This is a genomic window from Cyanobium sp. ATX 6E8, assembly GCF_024346335.1.
Lineage (GTDB): Bacteria > Cyanobacteriota > Cyanobacteriia > PCC-6307 > Cyanobiaceae > Cyanobium_A.
In genome coordinates this window covers 38115-54580 of sequence record NZ_JAGQCT010000010.1, presented here as the reverse complement: position 1 = coordinate 54580, position 16466 = coordinate 38115, and the positions used below count along the sequence as shown (strand labels likewise).

Below are 16466 nucleotides of genomic sequence, written 5' to 3'. Positions count from 1 at the left end.
TGATGACCACGACGCTCAGCCCAGGACAGCGGCGCAGGCGTTCCGGCCTGCCTGCGCTCAAGCAGGCCCTGCCCTATCTCCTCTGCATCGGCGCCTTTCTACTGGCCTGGCAGATCCTCTCCGCCTTTCTCGGCCAAGCCCGTCTTCCAGGCCCGATCAACGTGATTGCGAACACCTGGGATCCCTACATCAGCCAGCCCTTCTTTGATGAGGGCGGCACCAGCAAGGGCCTGGGCTGGCAGATCCTGATCTCCCTACAACGGGTGGCTGTGGGCTATGGCCTGGCTGCCCTGGTGGGCATCGGCATTGGCGGCTTGCTCGGCCTCAACCGCTTCGCCGGCAAGGGCTTCGATCCGGTGGTGCAGGTGCTGCGCACGGTGCCGCCATTGGCGTGGTTCCCCATTTCGCTGATGGTGTTTCAGGACGCCAACACCTCGGCCATCTTCGTGATCTTCATCACGGCGATCTGGCCGATCATCATCAACACCGCTGTGGGCATCCAAGAGATCCCCCAGGACTACACCAACGTGGCCCGGGTGCTGCGCCTGAGCAAGCGGGCCTACATCCGCAACATCGTGATTCCAGCCACGGTTCCCTACGTGTTCACGGGTCTGCGGATTGCCGTGGGTCTGGCCTGGCTGGCCATCGTGGCCGCCGAGATGCTCAAGGCCGACGGTGGCATCGGCTATTTCATCTGGGATGCCTACAACGCCGGTGGCGAATCAAGCTCCAGCCAAATCATCCTGGCCATTCTCTACGTGGGGGTGGTGGGTCTGCTGCTCGACCGACTGGTGGCCTGGGTGGGCCGCAAGGTGAGCAAGGGGGCCAGCTGAGATGGCCACCGGACTGCTCACGGTTGATGCCGTCACCCAGACCTTCAACCTCGATGACGGCGGCCGATACGTGGCCCTGCAGGATGTGAATCTCGACATCCGCGCCGGCGAGTTTGTCACCCTGATCGGCCACTCCGGCTGCGGCAAGAGCACCCTGCTCAACCTGATGGCTGGCCTCAGCCAGGCCACCGAGGGCGGCATCCTGATGCATGGCCGCCAGGTCGCCGATCCGGGGCCGGAGCGGATGGTGGTGTTCCAGAACTACTCGCTGCTGCCCTGGCTCACGGTGCGCCAGAACATCGCCCTGGCGGTGGACACCGTGTACCCCAAGGTCAACCCAGCCGAGCGGCGGGAGATCGTGGAGCGCAACATCCAGCTGGTGAATCTCACCGCTGCAGCTCAGAAATTCCCAGCCGAACTCTCCGGCGGCATGAAGCAGCGAGTGGCGATCGCCCGGGCCCTGGCGATCCGGCCCACGTTGCTGCTGCTGGATGAACCGTTCGGCGCCCTCGATGCCCTCACCCGCGGCAACCTGCAGCAGCAGCTGATGCAGATCTGCCAGGAGTCGCAGCTCACCGCCGTGATGGTGACCCACGACGTGGATGAAGCCCTGCTGCTCTCCGACCGGGTGGTGTGTCTGCGCAACGGCCCGGCCGCCGGTATCGGCCGGATCGTGGACGTGCCGCTGCCACGCCCCCGCGACCGGCTGGCGGTGATGAACCATCCCGATTACTACCACCTGCGCGCCGAGCTGATCCATTTCCTGCAGGAGCAGCGCCGTCTCAAACAACAAGCCGCCGCCCACTGATGACCACCACCACCGCTGCCAGCAAAGCCAGCTCCGCCGCCACCAGCCAAGCATTTCTGGAATTCCGGGATGTGGGCCAGGTGTTCCACACCCGCCGCGGCCCCTTCGAGGCCCTGCGTGACATCAACCTGCAGGTGCGCCAGGGGGAATTCCTCTGCGTGATCGGCCATTCCGGCTGCGGCAAGAGCACCCTGCTGAACATGGTGTCGGGCTTCCTGCAGCCCAGCAGCGGGGCCGTGACCCTGGATGGCATCCCGATCGAGCGGCCCGGCCCCGATCGGATGGTGGTGTTCCAGAACTATTCCCTGCTGCCCTGGCTCACCGTGTGGCAGAACGTGGAGATGGCCGTGAAGGCCGCTCGCCCGGAGCTGGATGCCCCCAGCCGGCGCGAGGTGGTGAGCCATCACCTGGAGATGGTGGGACTGATGGAGGCCAGCAGCAAGCGACCAAGCCAGCTTTCCGGCGGCATGCGCCAACGGGTGGCGATCGCCCGAGCCCTGGCCGTGACCCCGGCGGTGCTGGTGCTGGATGAACCCTTCGGGGCGCTGGATGCGATCACCAAAGAAGAGCTGCAGGAAGAGCTGCTGGCGATCTGGCGCGAGCAGAAGCCCACGGTGCTGATGATCACCCACGACATCGATGAGGCGCTGTTCCTTGCTGATCGCATCGTGATGATGACCAACGGGCCCTCAGCCACCATCGGCGAGATCCTGGAAGTGCCCTTCGAGCGGCCCAGGAGCTACGAAGCGATCCAGGACGATCCCCGCTACGGCCAGCTGCGCAACCACGCCCTCGACTTCCTCTACCGCCGCTTCGCCCACGTGTTGGACTGAGGCAGCGATCACTGGGGACAAGATCGAAATTCAGGCGGGGGCCAGCGCCACCGCTGCCCCCTTCAGTTCGGGCTGCTTGGAGATCGGGCAGCCCAACTCGTGCATCAACCGATTGGCCTCGCAGGCCAGCTCCCCCTGGGAGGCGCCCCAGTGCATGGGCAGGAACACCGTGCCCGGGCGGATGCGTGCACTGAGCTGCACCTTCACCAGCAGGGCGCCGCGGCGGGAGCGCACCTGCGCCATCCCCCCCTCCTCCAGCCCGGCCTGGGTTGCATCGTGGGGGTGCACCTCCAGCAGTGGTTCGGGGTGGGCCTTGGCCACCCGCGCCACATGGGCGGTGCGGGTCATGGTGTGCCAGTGGCCCAGCAACCGGCCCACGGTGAGCACCAAGGGATAGGCGGCATCGGGGGGTTCGGCCAAACCCAGCGGTGGATCGGCCCAGAGGCGCGCCCGGCCAGAGGGGGTGGGAAAGCGACGGCCATCGCAGCCGGTTTCGGTGTAAAGCCGCTCCTGGCCACCGCCCGGCTCCGTGCCGCCAGGAAACGGCCATTGCTGGGGGCCGTGGTCGGCCAGGAGCTGGTGGCTGAGGCCACTGCTGTCGCACAGTCGGCCGGCGGTGAGCGCCACGAATTCGGCATACACCTCGGCCGCCGTGCCGTAGTTGAACTGCTCCACAAAACCGAGCCGCCGGCCCAGCTCGGCAAAGATCGCCCAGTCGGGGCGAGCCTCACCCGGGGGCTCGCGAAAGGCGCGGCAGAGGGTGACGCGGCGCTCGGAATTCACCATCACCCCCTCCTTTTCGCTCCACTGGGCAGCCGGCAACACCAGGTGGGCCACCGCCTCGGTTTCGGTGCCGGCGTAGGCCTCGCTGAGCACCACCAGCGGGCAGCTGGCCACCGCCGCCCGCACCCGATCGAGGCTGGGCAGGCTCACCAGCGGGTTGGTGGCCGCCACCCACCAGAGGTCGAGCTCGCCCCGCTCCATCGCCTCGATCTGCTGCCACACCGCCAGGCCGGGCTCGGGCACGATCGATCCGGGCGCGACACCCCAATGGCGCTCCACCTCAGCGCGGTGCTCCGGATCGCTCACAGTGCGGTAACCGGGCAGCAGCTGGGCCAGGCCACCCACCTCGCGGCCGCCCATGGCGTTGGGTTGGCCGGTGAGCGAGAAGGGTCCAGCGCCGGGCCGGCCGATCTGGCCGCTCACCAGGTGCAGATTGCAGATCGCCGCCACGGTGGCGGTGCCCTCGCGGCTCTGGTTCACCCCCATCGACCACAAACTCAGCGCGGCTGCGGCCTCACACCACCAATCGGCCAGCTGGCGCAGATCCGCTTCGGCGATGCCGCACACCGCCGCCGCCCGGGCCGGCTCCCAGGCCCGCCAGAGCGTCTCCAGCTCGGTGAAGCCCTCGGTGTGGACCGCCACGAAGGCCTGGTCCACGCCACCCCGCTGCAGCAGCAGGTGGCCCAGCCCGCAGAGCAGGGCCAGGTCGGTGCCCGGGGCGATCGCCAGGTGCAGATCGGCGGCGTCGCTGGTGGCGGTGGCGCGCGGATCCACCACCACCAGCCGCGGCCCGGCCCCCTTGCGCCGGCGCTTGAGCAGCCGCTGGAACAACACCGGATGGCACTCGGCCGTGTTGGTGCCGATCAGCAGCACCAGGTCGGCCAGGTCGAGGTCGTCGTAGCAGCAAGGCGGACCATCGGAGCCGAGGCTGCGGGCGTAGCCCGCCACCGCCGAACTCATGCACAGCCGCGAGTTGGCATCGAAGTTGTTGCTGCCCAGGGCACCCTTGAGCAGCTTGTTGGCCGCGTAGTAGTCCTCGCAGAGAAACTGGCCGGAGCCGTAGATCGCCAGCGCCTGGGGCCCCTTGCTGGCCAGGGTGGCCTGGATGCGCTCCACCAGCAGGCTGAAGGCCCGCTCCCAGCTGATCGCCTCGAAGGGCTGGTCGGTGCGGGCGCGCCAGAGGGGCGTGGTGAGCCGGTTGTGGTGCAGGGTTTCGCCAACGGTGGCGCCCTTCACGCACACCTGGCCCAGGGACGAGGGGTGGTGGCGGTCGCCGCGGGCGGTGCAACTGCCGCCGGGTTCGGCTGGCGCTTTGAGCTCCAGGCCGCAGCCCACGCCGCAGTAGGGGCACTGGGCCCGGGCGACTGGGCTGGCGGAGGAGTCAGTTGCCATGGGGCCATTGGACCAAGGCGGAGCGTCCGATGATGGTGGCGGTTGTTACCGCGATTCCCCTGAGCTCCCCCCTGGCCAGCGCCTGCTTCGGCTTCGAGGCCGACTTCACCGCCGACCTGCGCTGCATCCCGATGGCGGTGCGGCGCAAGCTGGATCTGGCCGGCGTGAAGCTCAAGCTGCAGCACTGGAGTGAGCTGGGCGAAACCGAGCGCCAGGAGCTGCTGGCCTGGGCCGACGATGCCGCCGCCATCGAGGCGCTGCATGCGCACCTGCTGGCGCGCACCGCCGGTCTCAGCGCCGGCCAGGCCAAGGAGCTGCCGCGTCCCAGCGGGGAGCCCTGGCAGCAAAGCGAGGAGCTGCCCGCAGTGCTGGCCGCCTCCTGCACCCAGCTGGGTCTCGGGGTGCGGGCCGGCGACTGGGCAGAGCTCACCGAGCTGCAACGCTTCGCCCTGGTGAAACTCAGCCACCCCGGCCACGAACACCGCAACCTGCAGCGGGCGCTGGCCGAGTTCGGGTTGCTGGCTGAGGCGCGCTGAACAGTGGCGCCCTGAGCCTCACCACTTGCGATAAGGCAGAAACTTGCCGTTCATGGTCACCACCACCCGATCGCCCTTGGGGTCCTCCTGCTTGGCGACGGTGAGGCTGAAGTCGATCGCCGACATGATGCCGTCGCCGAACTGCTCCTGAATCACGTCTTTGAGCGGCAGGCCGTAAACCTGGAGGATCTCGTAGAAGCGATAGAGCAGCGGATCGGTGGGGATCACCGGATCGAGGGCCCCTTTGATGGGATAGGTGATGAGGGCCTCCAGCAAGGCTGAGCGCTCGGGCTCGCTCACCTGCAGAGCCTCCAGCAGGGCCTGGGCCTGATCGGCGGAAGCCGTGGCCTGGCCGTAGAGCAGGCTGGCCGTCCAGACCTCGTCCTGACCCAGGCGAGCACCGAGGTCGGCGAAGCTGAGACCGCTGCGGCGCTTGGCGTCGAGAAGAGCCGTGGTGTGGGGAGGCAGAGCCATGGAGCGATCGAAGGAGCGGCGGGACCCTATGGGGGAACGGCGACCTGCCTGGCAGCCGTTGTTACAGGGGCCCTTGCGCACCTGCCTGCTGAGCGGCGGCGAGAGCCGGCGCATGGGCCGCGACAAGGCGCTGCTGCCCCACCCTGAAGGCGGCACGTGGCTTGAGCGCACCTTGCGCCTGCTGGCCCAGCTGGAGGCGCCGATCACCCTGCTGAGCCGCCATCCGGCGCACCTGGAGCTGGCCCCGCCTCCGATCACCGCCCTCGCTGAACCGCCCCCCTGGGAAGGCCCCCTGCTGGCCCTGCACCGGTTGATGCAGCGCCACCCCGACGAGCGCCTGCTGCTCTGCCCGGTGGACATGCCGGATCTCAGCCTCGCGGCCCTGCACACTCTGCTGGCGGCGGCGACTGGCGAGGCAGATCCCACCCGACTCCACCTGGCCCATGACGGCGAGCGCCTGCAACCGCTGCTGGGCCTCTACCCGAGCAGCGCCCCAATCCGGGCTCACCTGGCCGCGGCGGTGGAGCGCGGCGAGCGGCGGCTGCAGAGCTGGCTGGCCTCGCAGCCTTACCAGGCGGTGCCGCTGGATCCTCTTGCCATCCGCAACGTGAACCGGCCGCAGGCCGATCAGCCGATCGATTCGCCCAGCGCCTCAACCACCCGCTGACATCGATCCAACTCCGCCTCCAGCAGCGCGTCTTCAGCCGGCGACATAGAGCACCCGGCCCTCACGGGCCACATCGCCGAACACGTGCCAGCGGGAGCCGCTCAGTCGTTCGGCATCGGCAACGCCCGCCACCACCAGGTCGACTCCCACTCCCAGCCGACCCAGCGCCCGATCGAAGCGCTGCCAATACGCAATTTTTTCAGCGGGAGTGAGCTGGGGCTGGCGCACGATCACCGCCAGATCCAGATCCGAATCAACTCGGGCTTCCCCACGCGCCCGCGAGCCAAAGGCGATCACCGCTTGCACATCGGGCTCAACGCACAGACGCGCTAAGGCCTCGCCACACCTCTGGGGATCCAATCCTGTGCCCAAGTCCGGCGACACCTTCAACTCCTGGGGCTTGCGCCAGGGAATGGCCGGTGGGCGGAACGGCGTGGCAGCGGAAACAACCATGCCGAAACGCTACCGCCAACATCAGGACTGCAGCCATAGCGTGGCTGCCATGGCTAGCGCCACCGACCAGCTCAACCGACCCCTCGGGGTGCTGCGGCTGTCGCTCACGGCCCGCTGCAACCTGGCCTGCCCCTACTGCCTGCCCGATGGGGTGGAACCGCCTGGCCTGCTGACGCTGGCGCAGCGCCTGGCGGTGATCGAGGCGGCGGTGACCCTGGGGGCGCACAGCCTGCGGCTCACCGGCGGCGAGCCCTTGCTGCACGGCGGCCTGGAGGAACTGATCGCCGCGGTGCAAGCGCTGCGCGCCCGGGCCCCGGGAAGCCCGGGCCTGCGCGAGATCGCCCTCACCAGCAATGGCGCCCTGCTCAGCGCCGAGCGGGCCCTAAGCCTGCGTGCCGCCGGCCTCGATCGCATCACCCTCAGCCTCGATGGCACTACGGGCGCGGCAGTGGCCCGCATGGCCGGAGTCAGCAACGGCAAAGCCCTGCTGGCGAAGGTGCTGGCAGCGATCGAGCACGCCTGCGCCGCCGGCTTTGATCCGGGCCGCGGAGCGCTCAAACTCAACGCCGTAATCCAGCGCGGTGCCAATGACGACCAGCTGCTGCCCCTGGCGGCCCTGGCCCGCGAGCGGGGCCTGGAGCTGCGCCTGATCGAATTCATGGACGTGGGCAACCGCAACGGCTGGCGGCCCGAGGCGGTGCTGAGCGCCGCCGAGATGGTGGAGCGGATCAGCGCGCGCTGGCCGCTGGAGCCCCAGGGGCGCGCGGCCCACGCCACCGCCAGCCGCTGGCGCTACAAGGATCGCGAGCCAGAAGGCGGCGGCGTCCTCGCCGTGGTGGCGTCGGTGAGCGCCCCCTTCTGCGGCGACTGCAACCGCCTGCGCGTCACCGCCGACGGCATCGCCTACACCTGCCTGTTCGCCGCCCCCGGCAGCGGCCTCGACCTGCGCCCCTGGCTGCAGCCCACCAGCTCCTCAGAGGCGCTGCGCGACGTGATCGCCGGCCTCTGGAGCCGCCGGTCCGACCGCTGGAGCGAGGAACGGCAGGAGGTCTGGGCCCGCGGCACCCCCCCGGACCCAGTGGGAGCGCCCGCCCATGCGGAGATGGCCTACCTGGGTGGTTGAGATCAATGGTGGTTGAGATCAATGGTGGTTGAGATCAAACGGCCTCCACGCACCCAGAGCGTTACAGCCAGTGGTGCGGGTAGGGCAGAGCACCTTTGACCCAACGGCTGAAGACCGCGGCGATCAGCACCAACAGCAGTGAACCGCTCAGCACGGGCGTCAGCACAAATGGAGGGGCGGCCCCCAGCGCCACGCCGAGAAAAGCGAGGCCGCCGGCGGGCGGATGCAGGCAGCGCAGCTGCTGACCCAGCAGCACCGTGAGCGCCACCGCCAGGGCGATCACTAGCGGCCCCTGGCCGAGCCAGGCCACCGCCACCACGCTCACCAACGCTCCCACCAGGTTGCCGAGCACGATGTTGCGCGGCTGGGCCAGGGGGCTGGCGGGATAGCCAAACAGCAGCACCGACGACGCCCCCAGCGGCGCCGCCAGCAGCACCATGCCGCTCCAGGCACTGAGCAGGCCCAGCAGGGAGAGCGCCAGCAGCGCCCCCAACCAGGTGACCGACAGATGGCGGCCCCGAAAGCGCGGCTGGTAGTCCCGCCCGCGACGCCGCTGCTCCTCCAGCCAGGTCTGCAGCATCACGATTCGCGTCATGCTCCACGCACCAGCACCGGTACCCGCTTGAAGGCCGGGGTGCCGCTTTCGGGATCGCTCACGGCCCGCATCAGCACGTTGGCCTCCGGATAAAACATCAAAGCCGCTCCGCGGCGCACCGAGCCGGGGATCAGCTCAATCCCTTCCAGCTGGCCTGCTTCGCCCTGCACGGTCACCCATTGGTGGGCCCGCAGACCACAGGCAACCAGATCCTCCGGGTTGACCAGAATCGTCTCACGGTGGGTCATGCCCCGATAGCTGTCGCCCGGTTTGTACACCACGGTGTTGTGCTGGCCGTAGCTACGGGCGGTGATCAAGCTGAGCACCAGGCCCCGCTCACAGGGGGCCAGGCCGCCGAAATGCTCCGGACTGGGCAAGGTGAGATCCGGCAGGGGCGTGGCGGCGAGTTGGGCGCGACCCGTGGCGGTGGGGAAGCGCGGCTCCTGGAACACCCGACCCGCCACCTCAAACTCCCGCTTGCTGGCATCGATGTCGGCGATCGCCCCATAGCCGGGCACGGTGCGGGCGATCAACTCGCGCACATACACGGGATCCTGCAGGCACCGCCAGTCGATCGGCTCGCTGCCGTGCAGGCGGTGGGCCAGCTCGGCCAGGAAAGCCACCTCGCTGATCAGGTCCCCACCGCGCAGGTGGGTGCGGCCGGGCTCATTGAGCCGCACCCAGTTGTTGCCCGATTCCACCGTGGTGCGATGGGGCGTCTCGAAGCGGTTGAACACCGGCAGCAGCAAGGTCTGGCGGGCGCCGAGGCCATGGAAATGGCCGGTTTTGGGCTTTGTAGCCAGGTAGGCGATCGTGTCGATGCGGCCGAGGGCGCGCTGGGCCTGGGCGCTATCGGGATTGGCGCCGAACAGATTGCCGCCCAGGCACAACAGGGTGTCCACTTCACCCCTCTCGGCCGCCTCGATCAGGGCGCGGGTGTCGTAGCCGGGGGTGCGGCTGAGCGGCCGGCCGAGCAGCTGCTCAAGTGCCAGCCGCATCGGCTCACGCAGGTGCACCGACACCCCCATCGAGCCGAAGCCCTGCACGTTGGAATGGCCGCGGATCGGCATCGTGCCCGCCCCGGGGCGGCCCACGTTGCCCGTGAGCAGGGCGGTGTTGGCGATCGCCTGCACGTTGGCGGTGCCATTGGCGTGGTGGGTGATGCCCATCGCCCAGGCGAACACCACCGCCTTGCACGCAGCCAGCCGGGCGGCGGTGTGCTCGAGCTCCTCGCGGCTGAGGCCGCAGCAGGCACTGATCGCCTCCCAGCTGGTGGATTCGATCTGCTCAAGCAACGGCTGCCAGTCGTCAGCGTGGGCCTTCACAAACGCAAGATCGATGGCGCCGCGCTCCAGCAGCGCCTTCTGGATCCCCAGAAACACCGCCGTGTCGGAACCGGGGATCGGCTGCAGAAACAGCGAGGCGATCTCACTACCACCGCCGAGCATCGAGCGGATCGGGAAGGCGGGCGAGCCGAACTTGAGCAGCCCGGCCTCCAGCACCGGATTGATCACGATCACCGTGCCGCCGCGCTCGCGCAGGCGGATCAGCTCGTTCATCAGGCGCGGATGGTTCGCCGGCGCGTTGGAGCCCACCAGCACCACGCCATCAGCGTGCTGGAGGCTCTCCAGGTTCACCATCGAGGTGCCGCTACCGAACACCCTGGTGAGGCCGATGGTGGAGGGGGCGTGGCAGAGGTCGGAGCAGTCGGCCAGGTTGTTGCAGCCGCGGGCCCGCAGCAGCAGCTGCAGCAGGTAGGCGGCCTCGTTGGAGGAGCGGCCGGAGCTGTAGGAAGCCACCCGCGCCGGCGCCGGCGCGTGGAAGGCCTCGGCCACCAGCGCGTGCACCTCCTCCCAGCTGATCGGCTCGTAGTGCGTGCTGCCGGCGCGATGGATCAGGGGCCGATCGAGGCGCCCCAGGCGATCGCATTCGGCGGAGCTGAGCTGCTGCAGCTCGGCCAGGCTGCGACCGGCAAACACCTCAGCGGGCACCGCTGGCTGCAGTTCTGCCTGGATCGCCTCCACACTCTTGAAACAGCGCTGCAGCGGCTCGCCCAGTTCATCGCGAAAGCCGCCGTTCTGGCCGCCGGTGCCCCAGGCGCACGACAGGCAGGCGCTCTGATGGCTGAGGGTTTGCCAGAGGCGCAGACCCGTGGGCGAGAAGGTGGCGCGGGCCCAACCATCGATCAACGGCCAGCCGCCGCCGCTGCTGCCATCCTCCAAAGCCGATGGCAGATCCGACCCCGTCGGCAAACCAGTGGCTGGCGATCCAGACTCCTCAGGCGCCATGGCCACGGATGCCGGTTTCAGTGGCACGCTAGAGAGATCAGCCCTGGCCCGCCGGCTGATCCGGCGATTCCCCCAGCCGCGGCAACAGCTGCACCAGGTTGCAGGGGCGGGTAGCGGCATCGAGCTGGGCGCAGATCAAGCGGTCCCAGGCGGTTTCCACCGCGTCCAGGGAGCCCGGCAGCACGAAGATCACCGTGCCGTTGGCCACCCCCGCCAAACAGCGGCTCTGCAAGGTGCTGGTGCCGATCGTCTCGAACGACAGCACCCGGAACAGCTCGCCGAAGCCCTCAATCGTCTTGTCCAGCAGGGGAACCACCGCCTCCGGCGTGCCGTCGCGGCCAGTGAGGCCGGTGCCGCCGCTGCTGATCACCACCTGCACCGCCTCATCGGCGATCCAGCGGCTGAGTTCGGCGCGAATGCGATAACGGTTGTCGGGCACCAGTGCCCGCTCCACCAGCCGGTGGCCGGCCGCCTGAAGCCGCGCCAGCAGGGCATCACCGGAGCGGTCGTCCGCCAGGGTGCGGGTGTCAGACACCGTGAGCAGGGCGATGGCGAGGCTCAAAGCGGATCGAACAACGCGAGAGCCATCGTGACAGTGGCGCGCGGGAGCGCTAGTTAGCGTTGCGGCCATGGGTGAGCCATCGGCCGCAGGAATCCGCATCCGCCTGTTCGCAGGGCTGCGAGAGCAGGCGGGCTGGGCCGAGCGGCAGTGGACCGCAGACGCCTTGGTGGAGGCGACCCTCACCCCGCGCCAGCTCTGGCAGACGCTGCAATTGCCGGGAGAGCTGAACAGCGTGCGCGTCGCCATCAACCAGCAGTTCGCCGCGGCCGACACCCCCCTACTCCCCGGCGATGAGCTGGCTTTCCTACCTCCGATCAGCGGTGGCTGACGCTGAGGGCCTGCAGCTCAAGATCGATCTCCACTTGGAGGCCTTCGAGCCGCTCGCCTGCCTGGAGCAGTGGCAGCGCCAGCTCGCCGCCAGCGGCCCCAGCACCAACGCCAGCGCTGCCGAGAGCGTGTTCATCGGTCGAGTGCGGGCCGCGGCCGCCGATGGAACGCCCCTGCTGGCCCTGGAATTGGAGCACTATCCGGGCATGACCGAGCGCCAGCTGCAGCAGCTGGCCACAGGCTGCTGCGCGCGCCATGGGGTGGGCAGCTGCCTGGTGCAGCACCGCATCGGCCGGGTGCTGCCGGGTGAAGCGATCGTGCTGGTGGCCATCGGCGCCGACCGCCGCGGCCCCGCCCAGCGCTGCTGCCAGGAGCTGCTGGAGGCGCTCAAGCACGACGCACCGTTCTGGAAACGGGAGTGGCGCCGCGATGGCACAGGCGAGTGGCTCACGAGCAACACGCCGCTGTGAGCCTGCCCTTCAGCCCCGATACACCGTGTCATGGCTGCCGATGTCAATCGGAATCAGACGCTGGCCTTCGATCAACAACTCCAACGTGATCCTGTAGCTGATGTTGATCGACACGGAATGCAGCCCGCTCAAGCGTCCCTTCAGGGCATGCAGGCGCAAGGACGGGTGACCTGGATTGACCTCCAACAGCAACAGCGTCTTGCGGTACGCATCCCGCAACTCAGGATGGCGACGCAGGAAACGCGCGGCTCTGCGGTTGTACCGCTCGGTGAACAGGAGCGTCCAACTCAAGGCAGCTCAGCCGCCAGGGCATCCAGCCGCTGCAGGTGGGCCTCTACGGATTCTGCGATGCAACGTCCGGCCGCCACGTCGTTCCGCGTCTCCAAGAGGGCCAGTTCCAGCTCCAGATCCCGCAAGCGCTGAAACTCCTCGGCCTCCATCACCACATAACGCAAGCGGCCACGCACCGAGACGCCTGCTTCGCGCTCGTGCTCCAGCGCTCGCGTGATCGCCCCCACCCCCGCAGTCTTCAACGCATTGGCCGAGAGGATTTCCATCGCACGGTTGAGCGGCTTTCAAAGCATACGAACAACCGCACGCTTCACAGCACCGGCAACCGCAACAACTGCGCCCACAGCTCCGTGCCGGCCTCCAGGGCGCCCAGCTCCGCCGGGATCTCCAGCAGCAGATCGGCCCCCTGCAGCGAGCCGATGCGTGAGGAGGCCTGCGACCCTTCCACCCGGGCCCACAAGCCCCCGTCGGCGGCCACCACCAGCCGGGCCCGAGCCAGCTCCGGCCGGCCAGCCCCGCGCCGCAGCGCCGCCTCCAAGCGCACCTTCAGGCGCGGCAGCCGTTGGACCTCCGCTCCCTCCAGCCGTTGCAAGGCCGGCCACAGCAGCTGCAGCGCCGTGATCGCCGCCGCCACCGGATTGCCCGGCAAACCGAAAAATGGCACCCCCGCCACCTGGCCCCAGGCGAAGGGCCGGCCGGGCTTGAGGAACAACTTCCAAAAACTCACCTGCCCCAGCTCCGCCACCAGGGGACGGATCCAGTCGCTGTCGCCAGCCGACACGCCGCCGGTGCTCACCACCACATCACAGCCCGCCGCCAACTCCTGCAATGCCAGCCGCAACGGCTCCGGCTGGTCGACCACCACCCGCTGATCGGCAACGGCGTAACCGAGCCGCTGGAGCAGAGCACTGAGCAGCACCGAATTGCTCTCCCAGATCTGCCCCGGCCCCCGCGCCAGCCCCGGCGGCAGCAGCTCATCGCCACTGATCAGCAAGCCAATCCGCGGCCGGCGCGTCACCTGCAGCTGCTGCACGCCGCAACTGGCCAGGCGGCCGAGATCGGCAACACCAAGCCGCTGGCCTGCTGGCACTAGCTCCTGGCCCGCAGCCGCCTCCTCGGTGGGCTGGCGAATCCAGGGGTTGGGGCCGCCGGGCTTCAGCAAGTCCAGCCGCTCGCCATCCACCGCCACCAGCTCCTGGGGCAGCACCCGATCACTGCCCTCGGGCACCAAAGCACCGGTGAGGATCCGCACCGCTTCTCCGCTCCGCAACATCAGCCCATAGGGAGCCCCAGCCGCGGAGACCCCCACCAGCCGCCAGGAGCACCCAACCGGTGGCGGATCCGATCCAGCAATGGCGTAGCCATCCATGATCGAAGCGCGAAACCCCGGCACTGCAGCAGGGGCGATCACCGCCGCCGCCGTGGTGCGGCCCAGGGCGTGGCTGAGGGCGAGGGATTCGCTCGCGGCGAGGGGCTGGAGCTGCTCGAGGATCAAGGCGCGGGCCTGATCCAGCGGCAAGCCCTCGCGGCCATAGGGCTCCGTGGCAGGCCCATCAGCCATCGTCCTGACCCCCAGGGCGCACCCAATCCCCCCCGCGCCCTCCGGATTTGCGCACCAGCCGCACCGGCCCGATCGTCATCGCCCGGTCGGCGCTCTTGAGCATGTCGTAGAGGGTGAGCAGGCCCACCTGCACGGCGGTGAGGGCTTCCATCTCCACGCCGGTGGGGCCGGTGGTGCCCGCCGTGGCCTCACAGCGCAGGCCCACAGCCGAACCATCCGGCAACGGCGCCTCGGCGATCACCACCTCCAGGCAACTGAGCGGCAGCGGGTGGCAAAGCGGGATCAATTCGGCGGTGCGCTTGGCCGCTTGGATCGCCGCCACCCGCGCCACCGCCAACACGTCGCCCTTGCCGGCCCTCCCCTCGCGCACCAGCGCCAGGGCCTCCGGAGCCAGGGCAAGAAAACCTTCGGCAACGGCCTGGCGCAGCGTGGCCGGCTTGGCCGCCACATCCACCATGTGCGCCTCACAGCGGCTGTTGAGGTGGCTGAGCTGGAGGGGAGTCAACTCCGATGCAGCCATGGCCGCCTTGCAACCGACACCCAAGCATGAACCGCAGATGACAGCTGCAGCAGTGGCTCGCCCCATAACGTGAGGGTCCCTGAGCCCACGCCATGACCGCCCGCCCAGCCACCGCAGCCCTGTCGCTGCTGCTGGCCGCCGGTCTAGGTCTGCTCGCCGCACCGGAAACCCAGGCAGGCCCGCTGCTGCGCCGGGCCCAGGAACGCAAGGCCTGCCAGGAGTTCGCCGGCAAGCTCCAGGCCGCCTCCGGCAATGCCCAGCAGGCCCAACTGGTGTATCAGCAGGGGGTGCTGAAGCTGGTGGAAACCTTCGGCGAAAACCCCTGCGGCGACATCCCCGCCCCCACAGCTACTGCCCCGGCGGCAGCGCCCACTCCAGCACCGGCCACCCCCGCGGCTGCGACCACCATCCAGCCCACGAATCCCCAGCAGGCTCAAGCCTGCCAGGAGTTTGCAAGCAAGCTGCAGGGCGCCCAGGGCAACCCAGCCCAGGCCCAGCAGATCTATGCGATGGGCAGCCAGAAACTGAGCGGCATGTTTGGCCCCAACCCCTGCCCGCAGATCAAGGCCCCCTGAGCGCCAGCCCCCGCCGCCGGCACCGCTCCATCCCGCACACCAGCCCCACACGCACCCGGTCGCTCCCCTCTTGTCGCTCTCCCGCCCCTCCACCTTCTTCTGCGCCTTTCTGACGCTGCTCAATGACCGGCTGGGGGAGTCGATCGTGTTCCCGCTGCTGCCGTTTCTGCTGGCGGGCTTCACCAATGACGGCCGCGTGCTGGGTCTGCTGGCGGGCAGTTATGCCATCGCCCAGTTCGCCTTCACGCCCCTGATCGGCGCCCTCAGCGACCGCTTCGGCCGCAAACCGGTGATCAGTGTCTGCGTGGCGGGCTCGGTGCTGGGCCTGGCCCTGTTTGCCCTCACCATCAGCCTGCCCTGGGCCACCCTGTGGCCCGCGGCCCAGGCTGCCGGGCTGCCCCTGGCGCTGCTGTTCGGGGCCCGGCTGATCGACGGGGTGAGCGGCGGCACCGCCGCAACCGCGAGCGCCGTGCTGGCCGACATCTCGCCGCCGGAAAAGCGAGCCAAGGCCTTCGGCCTGATCGGCGTGGCCTTCGGCCTGGGCTTCATCCTCGGCCCGGCCCTCGGTGGCCTGCTCAGCCGCCTGAACGTCACCCTGCCGCTGCTGGTGGCGGTTGCCATCGCCATGCTCAACCTGGTGCTGGTGCTCACCGTGCTGCCGGAAACCCACCCGCTGGAAGCCCGCCGAGCGATGCCGCGCAAACGGGATCTCAACCCGTTCGCCGCGCTGCAGCGGGTGTTCACCAACCCCCAGGTGCGGCGCCTGTGCGTGGCCTTCTTCCTGTTCTTTCTGGCCTTCAACGGCTTCACGGCCGTGCTGGTGCTGTATTTCAAGCAGGCCTTCAACTGGGGGCCCGGGCTGGCGGCGGCGGCCTTTCTCGTGGTGGGCGTGGTGGCCACGGTGGTGCAGGGGGGGCTGATCGGACCGCTGGTGAAGCGCTTCGGCGAATGGCGGCTCACCTTGGCTGGCCTGGGCTTTGTCATCGCCGGCTGCCTGTTGATCCCGATGGCCACCCGCGCCAATGCCCAGCAGGTGGTGTTCAGCGCCGTGGCGGTCCTGGCGCTGGGCACCGGCCTGGTCACCCCCTGCCTGCGCAGCTTGGTGTCCCGGCGGCTCGACAGCGAGGGCCAGGGTGCCGCCTTGGGCAGCCTGCAGGGGCTGCAGAGCCTGGGCAGCTTCCTCGGCCCACCACTGGCGGGCTTGGCCTACGAAACCACAGGGCGGCAGAGCCCCTTCTGGCTGGGCATCATCCTGCTGGTGGGCGTGGCCCTGCTGGTGGCCGGCGGCCTACCGGGCCGGTCGGCAGTGGGGATGGAAGCTGGAATACACAGCTCAGACGGTTGAAATTGCTACGTTGCGCCTCATCAGGGGCGG

Annotated in this window: 19 protein-coding genes and 1 pseudogene; 10 read left to right on the top strand and 10 right to left on the bottom strand. The window is 69.1% G+C overall.

The window, feature by feature from the left end:
• The first annotated feature begins 2 nt into the window (after nucleotides 1-2).
• From ntrB to KBY70_RS09460, 3 genes and pseudogenes are all read left to right on the top strand, one after another.
• The gene (ntrB, locus tag KBY70_RS09470; RefSeq protein ID WP_094558915.1) at nucleotides 3-833 is read left to right on the top strand and encodes a nitrate ABC transporter permease; all 831 of its coding nucleotides are present in this window, start codon (nucleotides 3-5) and stop codon (nucleotides 831-833) included.
• 1 nt (nucleotide 834) lies between these two features.
• A pseudogene (locus tag KBY70_RS09465) lies at nucleotides 835-1635 on the top strand (nitrate ABC transporter ATP-binding protein); the annotation flags it as partial.
• Between the two features lie 5 nt (nucleotides 1636-1640).
• The gene (locus KBY70_RS09460) at nucleotides 1641-2474 is read left to right on the top strand and encodes an ABC transporter ATP-binding protein (RefSeq protein WP_254988310.1); all 834 of its coding nucleotides are present in this window, start codon (nucleotides 1641-1643) and stop codon (nucleotides 2472-2474) included.
• A 30-nt stretch (nucleotides 2475-2504) separates the two neighbouring features.
• On the opposite strand, the gene KBY70_RS09455 is transcribed toward KBY70_RS09460, so the two are convergent.
• Entirely contained in the window at nucleotides 2505-4649 is a 2145-nt protein-coding gene (locus KBY70_RS09455; protein WP_094558918.1) for a molybdopterin oxidoreductase family protein, read from the bottom strand.
• Nucleotides 4650-4681: 32 nt separating this feature from the next.
• Here KBY70_RS09455 and KBY70_RS09450 point away from each other — a divergent pair, with 32 nt between their 5' ends.
• Nucleotides 4682-5185 carry a nitrate reductase associated protein gene (locus tag KBY70_RS09450; RefSeq protein WP_254988308.1) on the top strand — a complete coding sequence of 168 codons (504 nt, stop codon included), beginning with the start codon at nucleotides 4682-4684 and terminating at the stop codon, nucleotides 5183-5185.
• Nucleotides 5186-5203: 18 nt separating this feature from the next.
• Here KBY70_RS09450 and cynS read toward each other — a convergent pair whose 3' ends face one another.
• On the bottom strand, nucleotides 5204-5659 hold the full coding sequence (gene cynS / locus KBY70_RS09445; RefSeq protein WP_094558919.1) for a cyanase: 456 nt from the start codon (nucleotides 5657-5659) through the stop codon (nucleotides 5204-5206).
• Nucleotides 5660-5717: 58 nt separating this feature from the next.
• Here cynS and KBY70_RS09440 point away from each other — a divergent pair, with 58 nt between their 5' ends.
• Nucleotides 5718-6326: a molybdenum cofactor guanylyltransferase gene (locus KBY70_RS09440; protein ID WP_254988307.1), complete on the top strand. Its 609-nt coding sequence runs from the start codon at nucleotides 5718-5720 to the stop codon at nucleotides 6324-6326.
• Between the two features lie 33 nt (nucleotides 6327-6359).
• On the opposite strand, the gene KBY70_RS09435 is transcribed toward KBY70_RS09440, so the two are convergent.
• Complete coding sequence (locus tag KBY70_RS09435; RefSeq protein WP_094558921.1) at nucleotides 6360-6779, bottom strand: nucleotidyltransferase domain-containing protein; 420 nt, start codon at nucleotides 6777-6779, stop codon at nucleotides 6360-6362.
• 49 nt (nucleotides 6780-6828) lie between these two features.
• On the opposite strand from KBY70_RS09435, the gene KBY70_RS09430 reads away from it, so the two are divergent.
• Nucleotides 6829-7902: a GTP 3',8-cyclase MoaA gene (locus tag KBY70_RS09430; RefSeq protein ID WP_094559196.1), complete on the top strand. Its 1074-nt coding sequence runs from the start codon at nucleotides 6829-6831 to the stop codon at nucleotides 7900-7902.
• 61 nt (nucleotides 7903-7963) lie between these two features.
• Here KBY70_RS09430 and KBY70_RS09425 read toward each other — a convergent pair whose 3' ends face one another.
• The 3 genes from KBY70_RS09425 to moaB are packed head-to-tail and all read right to left on the bottom strand — an operon-like array spanning nucleotide 7964 to nucleotide 11347.
• On the bottom strand, nucleotides 7964-8497 hold the full coding sequence (locus KBY70_RS09425) for an HPP family protein (protein ID WP_254988306.1): 534 nt from the start codon (nucleotides 8495-8497) through the stop codon (nucleotides 7964-7966).
• Nucleotides 8494-10785, bottom strand: coding sequence for an FdhF/YdeP family oxidoreductase (locus KBY70_RS09420; protein ID WP_094558922.1), 2292 nt, complete (start codon nucleotides 10783-10785; stop codon nucleotides 8494-8496). The genes KBY70_RS09425 and KBY70_RS09420 overlap by 4 nt, the downstream gene beginning before the upstream one ends.
• Nucleotides 10786-10822: 37 nt before the next feature.
• The gene (moaB, locus tag KBY70_RS09415; RefSeq protein WP_094558923.1) at nucleotides 10823-11347 is read right to left on the bottom strand and encodes a molybdenum cofactor biosynthesis protein B; all 525 of its coding nucleotides are present in this window, start codon (nucleotides 11345-11347) and stop codon (nucleotides 10823-10825) included.
• 67 nt (nucleotides 11348-11414) lie between these two features.
• Here moaB and KBY70_RS09410 point away from each other — a divergent pair, with 67 nt between their 5' ends.
• Both KBY70_RS09410 and KBY70_RS09405 read left to right on the top strand, forming a co-directional pair.
• Nucleotides 11415-11675: a MoaD/ThiS family protein gene (locus tag KBY70_RS09410; protein ID WP_254988305.1), complete on the top strand. Its 261-nt coding sequence runs from the start codon at nucleotides 11415-11417 to the stop codon at nucleotides 11673-11675.
• A complete protein-coding gene (locus tag KBY70_RS09405; RefSeq protein ID WP_254988304.1) occupies nucleotides 11668-12144 on the top strand; it encodes a molybdenum cofactor biosynthesis protein MoaE in 477 nt (158 codons plus the stop codon). The genes KBY70_RS09410 and KBY70_RS09405 overlap by 8 nt, the downstream gene beginning before the upstream one ends.
• A gap of 9 nt (nucleotides 12145-12153) precedes the next feature.
• Here KBY70_RS09405 and KBY70_RS09400 read toward each other — a convergent pair whose 3' ends face one another.
• The 4 genes from KBY70_RS09400 to moaC are packed head-to-tail and all read right to left on the bottom strand — an operon-like array spanning nucleotide 12154 to nucleotide 14516.
• Nucleotides 12154-12435, bottom strand: coding sequence for a type II toxin-antitoxin system YafQ family toxin (locus KBY70_RS09400; RefSeq protein WP_094558926.1), 282 nt, complete (start codon nucleotides 12433-12435; stop codon nucleotides 12154-12156).
• Complete coding sequence (locus KBY70_RS09395; RefSeq protein WP_094558927.1) at nucleotides 12432-12701, bottom strand: prevent-host-death protein; 270 nt, start codon at nucleotides 12699-12701, stop codon at nucleotides 12432-12434. Before KBY70_RS09395 ends, KBY70_RS09400 begins: the two co-directional genes overlap by 4 nt.
• 44 nt (nucleotides 12702-12745) lie before the next feature.
• Complete coding sequence (locus tag KBY70_RS09390) at nucleotides 12746-13996, bottom strand: molybdopterin molybdotransferase MoeA (protein ID WP_254988303.1); 1251 nt, start codon at nucleotides 13994-13996, stop codon at nucleotides 12746-12748.
• Nucleotides 13989-14516 carry a cyclic pyranopterin monophosphate synthase MoaC gene (moaC, locus tag KBY70_RS09385; protein ID WP_409996047.1) on the bottom strand — a complete coding sequence of 176 codons (528 nt, stop codon included), beginning with the start codon at nucleotides 14514-14516 and terminating at the stop codon, nucleotides 13989-13991. The genes KBY70_RS09390 and moaC overlap by 8 nt, the downstream gene beginning before the upstream one ends.
• A 92-nt stretch (nucleotides 14517-14608) precedes the next feature.
• On the opposite strand from moaC, the gene KBY70_RS09380 reads away from it, so the two are divergent.
• Both KBY70_RS09380 and KBY70_RS09375 read left to right on the top strand, forming a co-directional pair.
• Nucleotides 14609-15091 (top strand): hypothetical protein, encoded by a 483-nt coding sequence (locus tag KBY70_RS09380; protein ID WP_094558930.1) that lies wholly within the window; start codon nucleotides 14609-14611, stop codon nucleotides 15089-15091.
• 70 nt (nucleotides 15092-15161) lie between these two features.
• The gene (locus KBY70_RS09375) at nucleotides 15162-16436 is read left to right on the top strand and encodes an MFS transporter (protein ID WP_254988301.1); all 1275 of its coding nucleotides are present in this window, start codon (nucleotides 15162-15164) and stop codon (nucleotides 16434-16436) included.
• Nucleotides 16437-16466 lie beyond the last annotated feature (30 nt).

Excerpts from the sequence above, each read along its gene's own strand:
- ntrB (WP_094558915.1), top strand. The coding sequence starts at position 3 with ATGACCACGACGCTCAGCCCAGGACAGCGGCGCAGGCGTTCCGGCCTG.
- KBY70_RS09460 (WP_254988310.1), top strand. The coding sequence starts at position 1,641 with ATGACCACCACCACCGCTGCCAGCAAAGCCAGCTCCGCCGCCACCAGC.
- KBY70_RS09455 (WP_094558918.1), bottom strand. The coding sequence starts at position 4,649 with ATGGCAACTGACTCCTCCGCCAGCCCAGTCGCCCGGGCCCAGTGCCCC.
- KBY70_RS09450 (WP_254988308.1), top strand. The coding sequence starts at position 4,682 with ATGGTGGCGGTTGTTACCGCGATTCCCCTGAGCTCCCCCCTGGCCAGC.
- cynS (WP_094558919.1), bottom strand. The coding sequence starts at position 5,659 with ATGGCTCTGCCTCCCCACACCACGGCTCTTCTCGACGCCAAGCGCCGC.
- KBY70_RS09435 (WP_094558921.1), bottom strand. The coding sequence starts at position 6,779 with ATGGTTGTTTCCGCTGCCACGCCGTTCCGCCCACCGGCCATTCCCTGG.
- KBY70_RS09430 (WP_094559196.1), top strand. The coding sequence starts at position 6,829 with ATGGCTAGCGCCACCGACCAGCTCAACCGACCCCTCGGGGTGCTGCGG.
- KBY70_RS09425 (WP_254988306.1), bottom strand. The coding sequence starts at position 8,497 with ATGACGCGAATCGTGATGCTGCAGACCTGGCTGGAGGAGCAGCGGCGT.
- KBY70_RS09420 (WP_094558922.1), bottom strand. The coding sequence starts at position 10,785 with ATGGCGCCTGAGGAGTCTGGATCGCCAGCCACTGGTTTGCCGACGGGG.
- KBY70_RS09410 (WP_254988305.1), top strand. The coding sequence starts at position 11,415 with ATGGGTGAGCCATCGGCCGCAGGAATCCGCATCCGCCTGTTCGCAGGG.
- KBY70_RS09395 (WP_094558927.1), bottom strand. The coding sequence starts at position 12,701 with ATGGAAATCCTCTCGGCCAATGCGTTGAAGACTGCGGGGGTGGGGGCG.
- KBY70_RS09390 (WP_254988303.1), bottom strand. The coding sequence starts at position 13,996 with ATGGCTGATGGGCCTGCCACGGAGCCCTATGGCCGCGAGGGCTTGCCG.
- moaC (WP_409996047.1), bottom strand. The coding sequence starts at position 14,516 with ATGGCTGCATCGGAGTTGACTCCCCTCCAGCTCAGCCACCTCAACAGC.
- KBY70_RS09380 (WP_094558930.1), top strand. The coding sequence starts at position 14,609 with ATGACCGCCCGCCCAGCCACCGCAGCCCTGTCGCTGCTGCTGGCCGCC.